The organism is Salinibaculum sp. SYNS191, from assembly GCF_037338445.1.
Taxonomy (GTDB): Archaea; Halobacteriota; Halobacteria; order Halobacteriales; family Haloarculaceae; genus Salinibaculum; species Salinibaculum marinum.
Genome location: NZ_CP147838.1, coordinates 1,574,858 through 1,589,521, shown reverse-complemented (window position 1 = coordinate 1,589,521; position 14,664 = coordinate 1,574,858). Strand labels below are relative to the sequence as shown.

At 67.2% G+C, this 14,664-nt stretch carries 11 protein-coding genes and 1 pseudogene; 6 read left to right on the top strand and 6 right to left on the bottom strand.

The window, feature by feature from the left end; genetic code table 11:
- Positions 1 to 59 precede the first annotated feature (59 nt).
- Entirely contained in the window at positions 60 to 1,703 is a 1,644-nt protein-coding gene (locus WDJ57_RS08610) for a long-chain fatty acid--CoA ligase (protein ID WP_338905582.1), read from the bottom strand.
- A 139-nt stretch (positions 1,704 to 1,842) separates the two neighbouring features.
- On the opposite strand from WDJ57_RS08610, the gene WDJ57_RS08605 reads away from it, so the two are divergent.
- Both WDJ57_RS08605 and gatB read left to right on the top strand, forming a co-directional pair.
- Positions 1,843 to 2,193 (top strand): ArsR/SmtB family transcription factor, encoded by a 351-nt coding sequence (locus tag WDJ57_RS08605; RefSeq protein WP_338905581.1) that lies wholly within the window; start codon positions 1,843 to 1,845, stop codon positions 2,191 to 2,193.
- Between the two features lie 88 nt (positions 2,194 to 2,281).
- Positions 2,282 to 3,761: pseudogene (gene gatB / locus WDJ57_RS08600) on the top strand (Asp-tRNA(Asn)/Glu-tRNA(Gln) amidotransferase subunit GatB).
- A 180-nt stretch (positions 3,762 to 3,941) separates the two neighbouring features.
- Here gatB and WDJ57_RS08595 read toward each other — a convergent pair.
- Together WDJ57_RS08595 and WDJ57_RS08590 are read right to left on the bottom strand one after the other, a co-directional pair.
- The gene (locus WDJ57_RS08595; RefSeq protein WP_338905579.1) at positions 3,942 to 4,730 is read right to left on the bottom strand and encodes an arylamine N-acetyltransferase family protein; all 789 of its coding nucleotides are present in this window, start codon (positions 4,728 to 4,730) and stop codon (positions 3,942 to 3,944) included.
- A 64-nt stretch (positions 4,731 to 4,794) separates the two neighbouring features.
- Positions 4,795 to 5,316, bottom strand: a complete 522-nt coding sequence (locus tag WDJ57_RS08590; protein ID WP_338905577.1) for a hypothetical protein — start codon at positions 5,314 to 5,316, stop codon at positions 4,795 to 4,797.
- 143 nt (positions 5,317 to 5,459) lie between these two features.
- Here WDJ57_RS08590 and WDJ57_RS08585 point away from each other — a divergent pair, with 143 nt between their 5' ends.
- From WDJ57_RS08585 to aspS, 4 genes are all read left to right on the top strand, one after another.
- Complete coding sequence (locus WDJ57_RS08585; protein WP_338905574.1) at positions 5,460 to 6,011, top strand: hypothetical protein; 552 nt, start codon at positions 5,460 to 5,462, stop codon at positions 6,009 to 6,011.
- 293 nt (positions 6,012 to 6,304) lie between these two features.
- The gene (locus WDJ57_RS08580) at positions 6,305 to 8,836 is read left to right on the top strand and encodes a DNA topoisomerase I (RefSeq protein ID WP_338905572.1); all 2,532 of its coding nucleotides are present in this window, start codon (positions 6,305 to 6,307) and stop codon (positions 8,834 to 8,836) included.
- A gap of 43 nt (positions 8,837 to 8,879) precedes the next feature.
- Positions 8,880 to 9,533: a helix-turn-helix domain-containing protein gene (locus WDJ57_RS08575; RefSeq protein WP_338905571.1), complete on the top strand. Its 654-nt coding sequence runs from the start codon at positions 8,880 to 8,882 to the stop codon at positions 9,531 to 9,533.
- A gap of 236 nt (positions 9,534 to 9,769) precedes the next feature.
- On the top strand, positions 9,770 to 11,074 hold the full coding sequence (gene aspS / locus WDJ57_RS08570) for an aspartate--tRNA(Asn) ligase (protein WP_338905570.1): 1,305 nt from the start codon (positions 9,770 to 9,772) through the stop codon (positions 11,072 to 11,074).
- A 389-nt stretch (positions 11,075 to 11,463) separates the two neighbouring features.
- On the opposite strand, the gene WDJ57_RS08565 is transcribed toward aspS, so the two are convergent.
- From WDJ57_RS08565 to WDJ57_RS08555, 3 genes are all read right to left on the bottom strand, one after another.
- Positions 11,464 to 11,973, bottom strand: coding sequence for a hypothetical protein (locus WDJ57_RS08565; RefSeq protein WP_338905569.1), 510 nt, complete (start codon positions 11,971 to 11,973; stop codon positions 11,464 to 11,466).
- Entirely contained in the window at positions 11,970 to 12,272 is a 303-nt protein-coding gene (locus WDJ57_RS08560) for a UPF0175 family protein (RefSeq protein ID WP_338905568.1), read from the bottom strand. Before WDJ57_RS08560 ends, WDJ57_RS08565 begins: the two co-directional genes overlap by 4 nt.
- Positions 12,273 to 12,362: 90 nt before the next feature.
- Positions 12,363 to 14,603, bottom strand: a complete 2,241-nt coding sequence (locus tag WDJ57_RS08555; protein ID WP_338905567.1) for an NADP-dependent malic enzyme — start codon at positions 14,601 to 14,603, stop codon at positions 12,363 to 12,365.
- Between the last annotated feature and the right edge of the window lie 61 nt (positions 14,604 to 14,664).

Here is a 14,664-nt window from a genome sequence, read left to right as displayed (position 1 = left end):
ATATCGGTCCGCGACCAGTTACATTCACTATCTGGAGAGGAAACAGTGGTGGGTGCCCGCTACTCCTCGTCCAGCAGCGACTCGTCGCCGTACTCCGCGCGGAGGTCCTTCTTCGAGAACTTCCCGGTCGCGGTCTTGGGCACCTCCTCGATGAACACGTAGCGGTCCGGCTCCCACCAGTCGGGGAACTCCGCGGCGAGGAGTTCGCCCAGTTCCGCTTCGAGGTCCGCGTCGCTGATGTCGGCACCCTCGCGCCTGACGACGAACCCGACCGGGCGCTCCTGGTAGCGCTCGTGGGGGACGCCGATGACCGCCGCCTCGCTTACGTCGTCGTGGGCCATCATCGTGTTCTCCAGTTCCTGGGAGGATATCCACTCCCCGCCGGACTTGATGACGTCGTCCGCCCGGTCGACGATGTCGATGTACCCGTCCTCGTCGACGGTCACGATGTCGCCGGTCCGGAGCCACGTGCCGTCCGGGTCCTCCTCGAAGTCGCTCTCGTTGGCGTCGGGGCGCTGGTGGTACTCCGTGGTCACCCACGGCCCCCGGATGAGCAGTTCGCCGAAGTCCTCGCCGTCCCAGTCGATTCGCTCCCCGTCGTCGTCGACGACCTTGAACTCCAGTCCCGGCAGGGTCAGCCCCTGCTTGCTCCGCTTTGCCAGCGCGGTGTCGTAGTCGACGTCCTGCAGCGTACTCTTCAGCGTCGCCGTCGAGCCGATGGGCGCCGTCTCGGTCATGCCCCACGCGTGGACGACGGTCACGCCCAGGTCGTCGTACTTCCGGATGAGGCTCTCGGGGGCGGCCGCGCCGCCGATGTAGATTTCCTCCAGCGAGGAGAGGTCGACCTCGTTCTCCTCCATGTACTCCAGCAGGCCGAGCCACACCGTCGGCACGCCGGCGGTGATTGTCACCTCCTCCTCCTCGATGAGTCGGACGAGGTCCTCGGGGTTCGGCGACGGCCCGGGATAGACGTGTTTCGCGCCGGCGGCCGTCGTCGCGTAGGGCATCCCCCAGGCGTTGACGTGGAACATCGGCACGACGGGCATCACGACGTCGCTGTCGGCGAGGTTCATCCCCATCTGCGTGAGTTCGCCCATCGTGTGACTCCAGAGCATCTGCTGGGTGTACTCGACGCCCTTGGGCTTGCCCGTCGTCCCCGACGTGTAGCACATCCCCGCCGGCGTCTCGCCGGAAAGCGCCGGCCAGTCGTAGTCGGTGTCGTGGTCCTCGACGAACCCCTCGTAGGTGATGCCGAAGGGCAGTCCCGGGTACGGCACCTCGTCGCCGATGACGACGATCTGCTCGACGCTCTCGAAGGCGTCCTCGTCGTAGGCGCTCCCGATTTTCTCTGCGAAGAACTCGTCGACGAACAGGACGCGGTCCTGGGCGTCCTCGACGATGTACCGGATGTGCTCGTCCGGGAGCAGCGGGTTGATGGTGTGCAACTGCGCCCCGATGTTCGGCGCGGCGAAGTACGTCTCGAAGTGGCGGTCGTGGTTCCAGCAGACGGTCCCGACGCGGTCACCCGCCTCGACGCCGGCGTCGGCCAGCGCGTTCGCCAGCCGACCGACGCGGTCGCCGAACTCGTCGTATGTCGTCCGCGTGATTCCGTCGTGGGTCCGGGCGACGATCTCCGTGTCCGGGTACAGTCGCTCGGCACGCCACAGGAACGGTCGCAGTGTCTGAGGAGTCCCTCCTGGCATAGCTTTCCCAACGGGTGTCGGACTGATATACGTTCTCGTGTGACACTCTCCGGGCGCGACATCGACTGGATTCTCACGATGCAGGAACTGAAGCTACCAATAAGGTCACTCATGATGAATTTATAGATAGGTGATCACAATGGCCGCCGACATCCCCGAGCACCACGTCCCCGGAACGCCGGAGGCAGAGCAACTGGACAGGGTCTTCCGTGCGCTCGCGGCCCCGGTCCGGCGGGAGCTCCTCCGGGCGCTCTCGGAGCGCGAGGTCGACCACGCCGACCTCTCGTGGCTCGCAGACCGGCTGACCGGCGTCGACGACCGGCTGGACACGCCGGAGCAGGTCGTCGTGGCGCTCACGCACGTCCACCTCCCGATGCTCGCGGATGCAGGTCTCGTCGAGTACGACCGCCGCAGCGAGACGGTCCGGTACGACCCCCACCCGTTCGTCTCGCGGATGCTGCGGACGATACCGTCGATTGCAGAACAGTGACTGCTGCCGTTTTTACTTTCGTCTCCACACACGCGCCCGCAGGGCACGGTGCGTTAGTCTTTAGCCACCAGCCGCCGAACGGCGGGTAATGGCGCAAGTACAGGACCACGGCGAGCTGGCGGTCGTCATCGGGCTGGAGGTCCACGTCCAGCTCGAGACGGCGACCAAGATTTTCTGCGGTTGCTCGACCGAGCCCGCCGACGAGCCCAACACCCGCACCTGCCCGGTCTGTCTCGGACTCCCCGGCGCTCTCCCCGTACTCAACGAGGGGGCCGTCGAGGCCGCGGTCAAGGTGGGGAAGGCAATCGACGCGGACATCCCCGAGCGCACCCGCTTTCACCGGAAGAACTACTACTACCCCGACCTGCCGAAGAACTTCCAGATTACGCAGTACGACGCTCCCATCTGCCAGGAGGGGGAACTGGAGTTCGCCGTCGAGGGCGAGCGCCGCACGGTCGGCATCGAGCGCGCCCACCTGGAGGAGGACCCCGGCAGCCTCCAGCACAAGGGCGGCTCCATCGACACGGCCGACTACACGCTGGTCGACTACAACCGCGCCGGCACGCCGCTGATGGAGATTGTCACGGAACCCGACTTCCGCAGCGCGAACGAGGTCCGCTCGTTCCTCGCGAAACTCGAAGAGGTGCTGGAGTACCTCGGCGTGTTCGACGCCGAGCGCGACGGCAGCCTCCGCATCGACGCCAACCTCTCGGTCGTCGACGCCGACGAAGTGGGCGAGGCAGGCCACATCGACGCCGACGTGCTGGCCGACGCCAACCGCACGGAGGTCAAGAACATCTCCAGCCACAAGGGCGCGGAGAAGGCCCTGGCCTACGAGGCACAGCGACAGAAGAACGCCGTCCAGCGGGGCCGCGCGGTCGAGCAGGAGACCCGCCACTGGGACGAGGCCCGCGGCATCACGGTCTCGATGCGCTCGAAGGAAGAGGAGAAGGACTACCGCTACTTCCGCGAGGCCGACCTGCCCGCTCTGGAGGTCGCCGACTGGAAGGAACAGATCGCGATTCCGGAACTGCCCGACGCCCGCCGGAAGCGCTTCCGCGAGGAGTACGGTCTCAGCGACGAGGCGGCGGACAAACTCACCTCGACGAAGCAGGTGGCGGACTTCTTCGAGAACGTCGCCAGCGAGTTCGACGCCGACCTCGCGGCAACGTGGGTCGCGGACAACCTGCTGGGCGAACTGAACTACCGCGACATGGCCGTCACCGACGTCGACGACCGGTTAGACGAGATAACGCGGCTGGTCGAACTCGTCGCGACCGACGAGATTACGGCGAAGAACGCCCGCGAGACGGTCCTGCGGTCGATGCTCGACGACGGCGACGACCCCGACACCATCGTCGAGGCGGAGGGCCTGGGCAAGACCAGCGGCGACGAGGTGCAGGACGCGGTCGAGGAAGCCATCGCGGAGAACCCCGACGCTGTCGAGGATTACCACAGCGGCGAGGGCGGCGCGATAAACTTCCTCGTCGGCCAGGTGATGCAGAAGACGGGGGGGCAGCGCCGACCCCGGCGACGTGAACCAGTTGCTGCGGGCCGAGTTGGAGTAATTCCCGCGAGCGACCAGCGGGAGCGAGCGGCCTTTTTCACCCACGTTTTTCGAGGAGTGGTGGTGACCGAAGGGAACCCACCCGACGCAGAAAAAGGTGGCAGCGAGACGGGGGGGCAGCGCCGACCTCGGCGACGTGAACCAGTTGCTGCGGGCGGAACTGGAGTAGACTGCTTTTCTCTCACGCCAGCGAAATCCCGAACTCCCGTTCGAGCACGTCGTGGAACTCGCCGTCGTCGAGGGACTGTTCACGGGTCTCGCCGCCCTCGATGACGGTGAGTGTCTCCGGCTTGAGTTTCAGGTGGCCGGCGTCGGTGGCGATGGTCGCGAAGGGGCCGCTGGTGAACGACGACTCGGGAGCGGTCGAGAGGTACCGGCAACTCGCCGCGAAGTAGTCGAGGGCGACCGGGTGGTCGCGGAAGACGAAGCGGCGCTCCCACTCGGCGCCGGGGCTGCGAAACTCCGTGCAGTAGTCGGCGTCGGGCCGGTCGCTCTCTGCGACGCGCCAGGCGACGCCGGCACTGTCCTCGCGGAGTGTCCCGTCCAGCGGGAGCGGCTGACGGAGCGTGGGGACGGCGACGCCGACGTCGACGACGTAGCGCCGGCCGAGGTCGACGACGAGCGTGTGGTGGTTCGCCGGCGTCCCGACCTGGCCCTCCTCGTCGAGGACGGCCGCGGGGATTCGCTCGACGTCGAAGCCGAGTTCGGCGAGCAGCCAGCCGAACAGCCCGTTGAGTTCGTAACAGAAGCCCCCGCGCTCGCGCTCGACGATTTTCTCGTAGAGCGCCGGCAGCGAGAGCGAGACGCCCGGGGTGTCCTCTCCGGCGAGCAGGTCGCCGGTGATAGCGAGGTTCTCGAAGGGGACGCTGGTGACGTGTGCGCGCTGGATTTCAGCCAGCGTCTCGACGGAGTGGTCGTCGACGGCTGCTGGCTCGACTCCCAGCCGCGCCAGGTAGTCCGCAGTGTTCACACGGACAGCATCGCACGCCCCGCAGGTAACGCTTGTGCGGGCTGGCGACGGGTCCGCCCGGGTGCTACCACGGGAAGCGGTCGTCGTCGGCGACGTCGGGGTCGCCGCGCAAAAGTGCGAGAAAGAGCGCGATGGCGCCGACCTCGGCGCTCTTGGAGGCGGCTTCGAGCGGGAGAGTGACGATGTGGTCGACGATGGTGGCGACGAGGCCGGCCTGGTGCTGGTGGCCGCCGCCGACGCCGGTGACGGCCTCGCCGAAGAGCAACTGGCCGTGGCCGGTCGTGTGCCAGACGACCCAGCCGACGACGTAGACGGCCATCATCGCGATGCCGAGCCGGTAGGCCTGCGCCATCGACAGGTAGCCCCGCCAGGCGGCGACGAGGCCGACGGCGACGGCGGACCCCGAGAGGACGAACAGCACGGGACGGGGGTCCGGGAACGCGCTGGTCGAGAGGTACAGCTCCAGCGCCGCTGGGTCGAGGTAGACGGCCGCGCGCGGCAATCCCCAGCTGAGGTGGATGACCGCGGTGAGAACGACGAGCTGTGCCGCCAGCAGCCGCAGTGCCCGCGACAGGAACCGGTCCATGGGCTCGCTACGGCGAGGACGACCAATAGCCCGTTGGTCTCCACCGCGTGGGAACCCTGACTACTGATGGTATTTGATACCATCTGATGGTAATGAGCGGAATCTTTATACTCCTGGGGGCGGTATACAGAAGTAGAACAACAATGGCAGACTACACGACTCCCGTCACCACGACGTTCGAAATGCAGCGCAAGTCGATCGAACAGGGCCAGCAGGCGTTCCAGCAGGTACTCGACGCACAGCAGCGCGTCAACGACGCCGTCGTCGATAGCCTCGAGAGCGTCGAGGACGCCCAGCGCCGCGCCGTCGAACTCCAGCAGGGCGCCATCCACGACGCCATGGACGCAGTCGAAGCGAACGTCCCCGGCAGCGAGGCGGCTCTTGAGGAGTTCCGCGCGGCCGTCGACGACCAGTACGACGAACTGCTCGCCAACCACGAGGAAGCCTTCGACGCCCTCGTCGCCGAACTCGACGACGGCTTCGGCTCCTACGACGACCTCGCCGCCGAGTACGTCGAAGCCCTCGACGAGCAGGTCGAGATGCTCCTGGAGGCCCACGAGGAACTCGAAGACCAGTCGGTCGCGGCCGTCGAGCAGCTGGCCGAACAGGTCGAGGAACTCGAAGGCCAGATCGAGGAACTCGCGGCGCAGATCGAGGACGCCTCGGACCAGGCCCTCGTCGCCGTCGACGCGTAGACTCGACTCCCCACAGCTCCATTCCCCCTTCTGCATATTTCGACCGGCCAGCGGCGCCGCTGGTCCCTGGCGTCGAGGACACCGTACTCCGTCCGACTGCTCCACCGACTCCGGTCGGTAGTGTTGCGTGGCGTCTATTTCGTCGACTCATTGCACCTTCGTGCGCACCCGCTCGCGTGCACGCGAGCGCGTCGTACACGCTCGCACACCCGCGCTGTCTGTCGATTGGGCGAAACGTTTTAGAGGCAGTCCCGGCGTAGAGAGGCGTAGATGCCACACCGAGGTGACCGCCGGTGGAACTGATAATCACCGAGAAGGAGAACGCCGCCCGACGTATCGCCGAGATACTCAGCGAGGGGACCGCAGAGCCAGAGCGCCGCAACGGCGTCAACGTCTACCGCTGGGGTGACAAGCGCGTCGTCGGCCTCTCCGGGCACGTCGTCGGCGTCGACTTCCCGCCCGAGTACGCCGACTGGCGCGACGTCGAGCCCGTCGAACTCATCGACGCCGACATCACCAAATCGCCCACGAAGGAAAACATCGTGAAGGCCCTCCGTGAACTGGCGCGCCGCGCCGACGAGGCGACCATCGCCACCGACTACGACCGCGAGGGGGAACTCATCGGGAAGGAGGCCTACGAACTCATCCGGGAGGAGACGACGGTTCCAATCAAGCGGGTCCGCTTCTCCTCGATTACCGACAACGAGGTCCAGCAGGCCTTCGCCAACCCCGACGACCTGGACTTCGACCTGGCTGCGGCCGGCGAGGCCCGCCAGATTATCGACCTCGTCTGGGGGGCGGCCCTGACGCGCTTTCTCTCACTGTCGGCCCGGCAGCTGGGGGACGACTTCATCTCCGTCGGCCGCGTGCAGTCGCCGACGCTGAAGCTCATCGTCGACCGCGAGCGCGAAATCGAGGCCTTCGACCCCGAGGACTACTGGGAACTGTTCTCTACCCTCTCGAAAAACACCGTCGAGGGAACCTCGACGAGCCATGACGGAACTGGCGTTCCGTCAGACGGAGACGCCTTCGAGGCCCAGTACTTCTACGACGACGACGGCACCGAGGCCGAGCGCGTCTGGGACGAGGACGCCGCGAACGAGGCCCACGAGCGTCTCCAGCAGGCGACGGCGGCGACTGTCACCTCGGTCCGCCGCCGGACGCGGACGGACACCCCGCCGACGCCGTTCAACACCACGGCGTTCATCAGCGCCGCCGGGTCGCTGGGCTACTCCGCCCAGCAGGCGATGTCCATCGCCGAGGAGCTGTACACCGCCGGCTACCTGACGTACCCGCGGACGGACAACACGGTCTACCCGGCGGACCTCGAACCGGACGACCTACTCGATGCCTTCGTGGGTAGCAGTGAGTTCGGCGAGGATGCAGAGTCCCTGCTGGCGCTGGAGGACATCGAGCCGACGGAGGGCGACAAGGAGACCACCGACCACCCGCCCATTCACCCGACCGGCGAACTGCCGGGCCGGGGCGAACTCAGCGACAGCGAGTGGGAGATATACGAACTCGTCGTCCGGCGCTTCTTCGCGACGGTCGCGGAGGCGGCCACCTGGGAGCACCTGCGCGTCGTCGCCGAGGCCGAGGGCTGTCAGCTCAAGGCAAACGGCAAGCGCCTCGTCGAGGCCGGCTACCACGAGGTCTACCCCTACGCGAGCGCCAGCGAGAACCACGTCCCCGACGTGGCGGAAGGGGAGGAGCTGTCGGTCAGCGACGTCCACCTCGACGCCAAGCAGACCCAGCCGCCGCGGCGGTACGGCCAGTCCCGGCTCATCAAGCAGATGGAGGCACTTGGACTTGGGACAAAGAGCACGCGACACAATACCATCGAGAAACTGTACGACCGCGGCTACATCGAGAACGACCCGCCGCGACCCACCGCACTCGCGGAGGCCGTCGTCGAGGCTGCAGAGGCCTACGCCGACCACGTCGTCAGCGACGAGATGACCGCGCGGCTCGAAGCGGACATGGCAGCCATCGCCGACGGCGAGGCGGACCTGGAAGACGTCACCGCAGAGTCCCGCGAGATGCTCGAACAGGTCTTCGAGGAACTGCGCGACTCGCGCGAGGCTATCGGCGACCACCTCCAGGAGTCGCTGAAGGCCGACCGGCGGCTGGGTCCCTGCCCCGACTGCGGCGAGGACCTGCTCGTCCGGCGGAGCCGCCAGGGCTCATACTTCGTCGGGTGCGACGGGTTCCCCGACTGCCGGTACACGCTCCCGCTGCCCAACACCGGCGAGCCGCTCGTCCTCGACGACGTCTGCGATGACCACGAGATGCACCATGTCAAGATGCTCGCCGGCCGGGACACGTTCGTCCACGGCTGTCCCCGCTGCAAGGCCGAGGAGGCAGACGACAGCGAGGACGAGGTCATCGGCGCGTGTCCGGAATGCGGTGAGACCCACGACGGGGAACTCGCAATCAAACAGCTCCGGTCCGGGTCGCGACTGGTCGGCTGTACGCGCTACCCCGACTGTGACTACTCGCTGCCGCTGCCCCGGCGGGGCGACATCGAGATTACCGACACCTACTGCGAGGAGCACGACCTGCCGGAACTGGTCGTCCACAGCGGCGACGAGCCGTGGGAACTGGGCTGTCCCATCTGCAACTACCACGAGTACCAGGCCGAGCAGGCGGTCGACGACCTCGAAGACCTCGACGGCCTGGGCGCGAAGACGGCCGAGAAACTGGCCGAGGCCGGCATCGAGTCGCTGTCGGACCTCCAGGGTGCCGACGCGGACGACGTCGCCGCCACGGTCCAGGGCGTCTCCGCCGACCAGCTCCGCGAGTGGCAGGCGCAGGTCCCTGCCTGAGACCGGACACATGACTCTTAATGCTCGACTGCGATAGGGCGGTATGAGCGTTATCGCCGAGTTCCGCGTCCAGTCGTCGGGCTTTGTCCTCTCGCAGGCTCTCGACGCGGTCCCGGACGTGGAACTGGAGGTCGTCCAGGAGGTCGGCACCGACGCGGACCGCCCGTACCTCTTCATCTGGGTCTCCGGCGAGGACTTCGACCGATTCGAGTCGGCGATGGCTGCGGACCCGACCGTCGAGGACGTCGAGCGGTACATCGAACTGGAGACGCAGGTCCTCTACCGCCTGCGCATCTCCGAGGAGACCGACATCGTCACCTACTCGGTCTGGGTCGAGGTCGGGGCCGACCAGCTCGAAGCGCGGTACGTCGACGGCTGGTGGTACAACCGATACCGCTTCCCCGACCGGGAGGCGCTGTCGGAGGTCCGGGAGTGGTGCGACGAGGTCGGCGTCGAGTTCGACCTCACGCGCGTCTACACGGACGACGCCGAACCGGGGAGTCTAGGCCTGACCGAGCCACAGCGGGAGGTCCTCCGGGTGGGCTACGAACTGGGCTACTTCGAGGTCCCGCGCGAGGCGACTGTGAGCGACATCGCCGACGAACTCGACATCTCGGGGCAGGCCGTCTCCGAGCGCCTGCGGCGCGGGCACCGGACGCTCGTCGGTCAGAGCCTGCCGAACGTCGACCCGCCCTGACGCCCCGACCCGGAGTGACGGAGTCCGCACACGGCCCCGATATCTTCTTGACGTGTCGTGGCATACCTTGACACACGATGGCGTCCAACGAGACCTACCGATGCGAGGCCTGCGGTCGGGAGTTCGAGAGCCGGGAGCAACTGCAGCGACACGTCAAAGAGGTCGGGCTCGTCACGTGAGTGTGCGGGCCGTACTGAAAGGCTGTCCTTAAGTCCCGGCCACCCACAGGAACGGGCATGGACGACCGTACCTATACTGCCGACGCCAGCCCCGGTGACGCCGTCACCGTCGCCGGCTGGGTGCACGAGATTCGAGACCTCGGGGGCATCGCCTTCCTCATCCTCCGGGACAAGACCGGGAAGATTCAGGTCAAATTCGAGAAAGACGAGATGGACGACGAGATGGTCGAGACGGCACTCGACGTCCACCGCGAGAGCGTCATCTCCGTCGAAGGCACCGTCGAGGAGGAGGACCGCGCCCCGACGGGCGTCGAGGTCGTGCCCGAATCCATCGAGGTCATCGCCGAGGCCGACGCCGAACTCCCGCTGGACCCCTCCGGCAAGGTCGAAGCAGAACTCTCGACGCGTCTGGACAACCGCACGCTCGACCTCCGCAAGGACGAGGTCAAGGCCATCTTCGAGATTCGTGCCGAGGCGCTGCGGGCCGTCCGCGAGCACTTCCGCTCGATCGGCTCCACGGAGATCAACACGCCGAAGATCGTCGCCACCGGGACCGAGGGCGGAACCGAGCTCTTCCCCATCACCTACTTCGGCGAGGAAGCGTTCATGAACCAGAGCCCACAGCTGTTCAAGCAGCTGATGGTCGGCTCCGGCCTGGAGCGGGTCTTCGAAATCGGCCCGATCTTCCGCGCCGAGGAGCACAACACGCCCCGGCACCTCAACGAGGCCACCAGCATCGACTTCGAGTCGGCCTTCTTCGACCACACCGAGGCGATGGACGTCTGCGAGGGCATCGTCCGCGCCGCCTACGAGGGCGTCGCCGAGAACTGCCAGGAGGAACTGGAAGCGCTCGGCATGACCGAGGAGTTCGACGTCCCGGACGACGCGTTCCCGCGGCTGACCTACGAGGAGGCAATCGAGCGCATCAACGCGACGGGCGCACTCGACGACCCGCTGGTGTGGGGCGACGACCTGTCCACCGAGGCCGAGCGCGCGCTCGGCGAGGACGTCGGCAGCCACTACTTCATCACGGACTGGCCCAGCGAGATCAAGCCGTTCTACATCAAGGACCACGACGACGACCCCGAACTCTCGACCGGCTTCGACCTGATGCACCCGCGGCTCGAACTGGTCTCCGGCGGGCAGCGCGAACACCGCTACCAGCACCTCATCGAGGGCTTCGAACAGCAGGGTCTGGAACCCGAGGCCTTCGAGTACTACACCAAGATGTTCAAGTACGGCATGCCGCCCCACGCCGGCTGGGGGCTCGGTGCCGAACGCCTCATCATGACGATGCTCGGTCTGGAGAACATCCGCGAGGCGGTGCTGTTCCCGCGGGATCGACAACGTCTGAGTCCGTAGGCGGATAATTCTCACGAGGGTATCGGTTCTCGACTCCCGTTTTTCACTGGTGATGGACACCTTCTGGTGTGGGCGCGCGCTGTCGCGCCCCGTGCGCGACGGCAGCCGTGCGAGGGACGAGGAGCGCAACGGAGTGAGCACCGCAGTCGGCTGGGGAGGTGCGTGGTCGGTACGGGCGGGACCGAAAGGGGCCGAGCGGTCGCGGCGACCGACGACGCAAGCACTGACCGAGCGACCACCGGGAGCGAGGGAAGCGCGCAGCGAGTCAGCCGCCGCGAGCGCGAGGGGGCTTTCAGGCTGTAGGGTTGAGGGTTCAGGCTGTCTCTCGCCGCGAGAAGTTCTGAGAACGCCATAGGACAACAGTAAAACAACTTCGGACCAGTCTCTCCCTACCCGTCGACTTCCCCGATAGCGCGCTCGCGCAGCGTCCCCGTCATCTGCAGCCCGTGGTGGTCTGTCCGGCGGACGACCCGCTTCGCCTGGCCCGTCGAGAAATAGAGGTCGTCGGTCGCTGCGCGCACCACGACGCCGAAGGTGCCGGTCACCGTCGCGCCGAGTCCCTCGGCAATCGCACGGAGGCGCGTGTCGTCCGAGACGAGCGCCAGGTCGTCGCCGTTCGCACGCCCGGCGAGCAACGCGGCCACCAGCACCACGTCGCTGGTCGTCTCGGTCGCGTCCAGCAACGCCAGCGCGTCGTCGACGAACGACTCCCACTCCTCGTCCGCGCCCGCGACGTCGTTCTCCTCGACGAACCGCTCCAGGTTGGTCGCGGCGGGCTCGACGCTCACCTCGGCGCGTACGGCGTCGGGAATTACCACGTCTCCCTCGAAGGCATCGAGCAGGTCGAGTTCCCCGACCTGGCCGAGGTCGTACAGCGGCGTCGCGTCGACGAGAATCATAGCTCGCCGGCCCGCTCGGCGTCGAAGGTGAGGTCCGTCTCGTCGAGTTGCGTGGTCAGGCCGCGCTCGTGGGCGAGTTCCAGCCACTCGCCGATTGACAGCCCGGCCAGGCGCGCCGCCTCGTTGACCGAGACGTCGCCGCTCTGGTAGCGTTCGACGGCGTGGCGCTCCCGCAGCGTCGCCAGCCCCTCCCGCAGCGCCTTCCGGATGGTCGTGCTCTTGTCCTCGGCCAGCAGGTCGGCCACCGCCTCCAGTTCCGCTTCGTCCTCCTCCGGCATCCGCGCGCTGACTGTCGGCATGTATTACGAAGTAATAGAATGCAAACAGGCAAATATCTTGTGACCACTGCAGCCCGGCGGACGCCGGACCGGCGGGGCGCTACTGCTCCGTTACTCCTCCTGGGCGTCCACGACGGCGACGCTGGCCATGTTCACGATGTCTTTCACCTCGTCGCCGCGCTGGAGGACGTGGACCGGCCTGTCCATCCCTGCGAGCATCGGGCCCGTCGCCTCCGCGCCGCCGAGTCGCTGGAGGAGTTTGTAGCCGACGTTGCCCGCTTCGAGGTTCGGGAAGACCAGCACGTTCGCCGGCGCGTCGAGGTCGGTGAAGTCGTACTCGCCGGTCAGCATCTCCTCGACCAGCGCGGTGTCGGCCTGCATCTCGCCGTCGACGGGGAAGTCGACGTCGGGGTCCGACCGCAGGCGCTCGGCCGCCCGCCGTGGCTTGCGCGTCCCGGTGTTGTCGACGCTGCCGAAGTCCGAGTACGACAGCAGCGCTGCACGCGGTTCGACGTTGAACTTCCGGGCCACGTCGGCGGCGTGGCGGGTCACCTCCGCCAGCACGTCCGCGCCGGGGTCCTGGTTGACGGTGGTGTCGGCACAGAAGACGACGCGGTTCTTGAACGTCAGCATGTAGACGCCGGCGGCGTACTTCGTGTCAGGCGCGGTGCCGACGACCTGCAGCGGCGGGCGCAACGCGTCAGGGTAGTGGTGGGTCAGCCCCGTCAGCATCGCGTCGGCGTCGCCCATCTCCAGCATGACGCTGCCGAGGTAGTTGCCGTCGTGGATGAGGTCCCCGGCCTCCGCGCGGGTGACGCCCTTGCGCTGGCGGAGTTCGTACAACCGATCGGCGTAGGGGTCCAGGCGGTCCCGCGCCGGGTCGACGATTTCGGGGTCGAAATCCAGCGCCAGCCGTTCGGCCGCCTGCCATATCTCCTCGCGGTCGCCCAGCAGTATCGGCCGGCCGATTCCTTCGTCGGCAATCTGGTAGGCGGCCCGCACCATCTTCTCGTCGTCGCCCTCCGCGAGGACGACCCGCTTCGGTTCGCGCTTGGCCTGGTTCAAGACGACGCGCATCATCTCGCGGGACTTCCCGAGGCGGGCCTCCAGTTGCTCGCGGTAGCTATCGAGGGCCAGTTCACGGCGTGCCGCGCCGCTGTCCATCGCGGCCCGCGCGACGGCCGTGGTCACCTCGAACAGCACCCGCGAGTCCAGCGGCTTCGGGATGATATACTCCGGGCCGAACTGCAGCGGCTGGTCCTCGTAGGCCTTCAGCACCGCGTCGGGGACGTCCTCGCGGGCCAGGTCGGCCAGCGCCTCCGCGGCGGCGACCTTCATCGCCTCGTTGATTTCGGTCGCACGCACGTCGAGTGCGCCACGGAAAATGAAGGGGAAGCCGAGCACGTTGTTGACCTGGTTGGGGTAGTCGGAGCGCCCGGTCGCCATGATGACGGTGTCGTCGCGGGCCGTCTTGGCCTCCTCGTAGCCGATCTCGGGTTCGGGATTGGCCATGGCGAAGATGATGGGGTCGTCGGCCATCGACCGGACCATCTCCGGGGAGACGATGCCGCCGACCGACAGCCCGACGAAGGCGTCGGCTCCAGCCATCGCGTCGGCGAGGCTGCCGCTCTGCTCGCTGGCGAACGGCCGGACGTACTCCGTGAGGTCGTCGCGGTCAGCCGAGAGGATGCCGTGCTCGTCGCACATCGTGACGTTGTCCGGGTCGACGCCAAGCGAGACGTAGAACTTCGCCGTCGCCGTCGCGGCCGCACCGGCCCCCGCGAAGGTCACCTCGATGTCCTCGATGTCCTTGCCGGCGATGTCGACGGCGTTCAGCAGGGCCGCGCCGGTGATGATGGCGGTGCCGTGCTGGTCGTCGTGGAAGACGGGAATCGACATCCGCTCGCGCAGGCGCTCCTCGATTTCGAAACAGGCCGGCGCGGCGATGTCCTCCAGGTTGATGCCGCCGAAGGTCGGTTCCATCGCGGCGACGGCCTCGGCGAAGGCCGCCGGGTCGTCGATGTCCAGTTCCACGTCGAAGACGTCGATGTCGGCGAAGCGCTTGAAGAGGACGCCCTTGCCCTCCATGACGGGCTTGGAGGCCTGCGCGCCGATGTCGCCCAGCCCCAGAACGGCCGAGCCGTTGGAGACGACGCCGACGAGGTTGCCCTTCGCGGTGTAGCTGTAGGCCTCCTCCGGGTCCGCGTCGATGGCGCGGCAGGGGGCGGCCACGCCCGGCGAGTACGCCAGGCTCAGGTCGCGCTGCGTGTTGGTCGGTTTGGTCGTCGATATCTCGATTTTCCCGGGCGGGTCGCGGCTGTGGTAGTCGAGTGAGTCTTCGTCGAGTCCCATACTGCCACTCGCGCGCCCACGACCGTAAATCGCCCCCGAGGGTGCCAACACACCAGGGTTA

What these genes read in the sequence shown, in the direction of transcription:
- WDJ57_RS08560 (WP_338905568.1), bottom strand. Translation starts at nt 12,272, where the DNA reads ATGCCGACAGTCAGCGCGCGGATGCCGGAGGAGGACGAAGCGGAACTG.
- WDJ57_RS08590 (WP_338905577.1), bottom strand. Translation starts at nt 5,316, where the DNA reads ATGGACCGGTTCCTGTCGCGGGCACTGCGGCTGCTGGCGGCACAGCTC.
- WDJ57_RS08575 (WP_338905571.1), top strand. Translation starts at nt 8,880, where the DNA reads ATGAGCGTTATCGCCGAGTTCCGCGTCCAGTCGTCGGGCTTTGTCCTC.
- WDJ57_RS08605 (WP_338905581.1), top strand. Translation starts at nt 1,843, where the DNA reads ATGGCCGCCGACATCCCCGAGCACCACGTCCCCGGAACGCCGGAGGCA.
- aspS (WP_338905570.1), top strand. Translation starts at nt 9,770, where the DNA reads ATGGACGACCGTACCTATACTGCCGACGCCAGCCCCGGTGACGCCGTC.
- WDJ57_RS08565 (WP_338905569.1), bottom strand. Translation starts at nt 11,973, where the DNA reads ATGATTCTCGTCGACGCGACGCCGCTGTACGACCTCGGCCAGGTCGGG.
- WDJ57_RS08585 (WP_338905574.1), top strand. Translation starts at nt 5,460, where the DNA reads ATGGCAGACTACACGACTCCCGTCACCACGACGTTCGAAATGCAGCGC.
- WDJ57_RS08610 (WP_338905582.1), bottom strand. Translation starts at nt 1,703, where the DNA reads ATGCCAGGAGGGACTCCTCAGACACTGCGACCGTTCCTGTGGCGTGCC.
- WDJ57_RS08555 (WP_338905567.1), bottom strand. Translation starts at nt 14,603, where the DNA reads ATGGGACTCGACGAAGACTCACTCGACTACCACAGCCGCGACCCGCCC.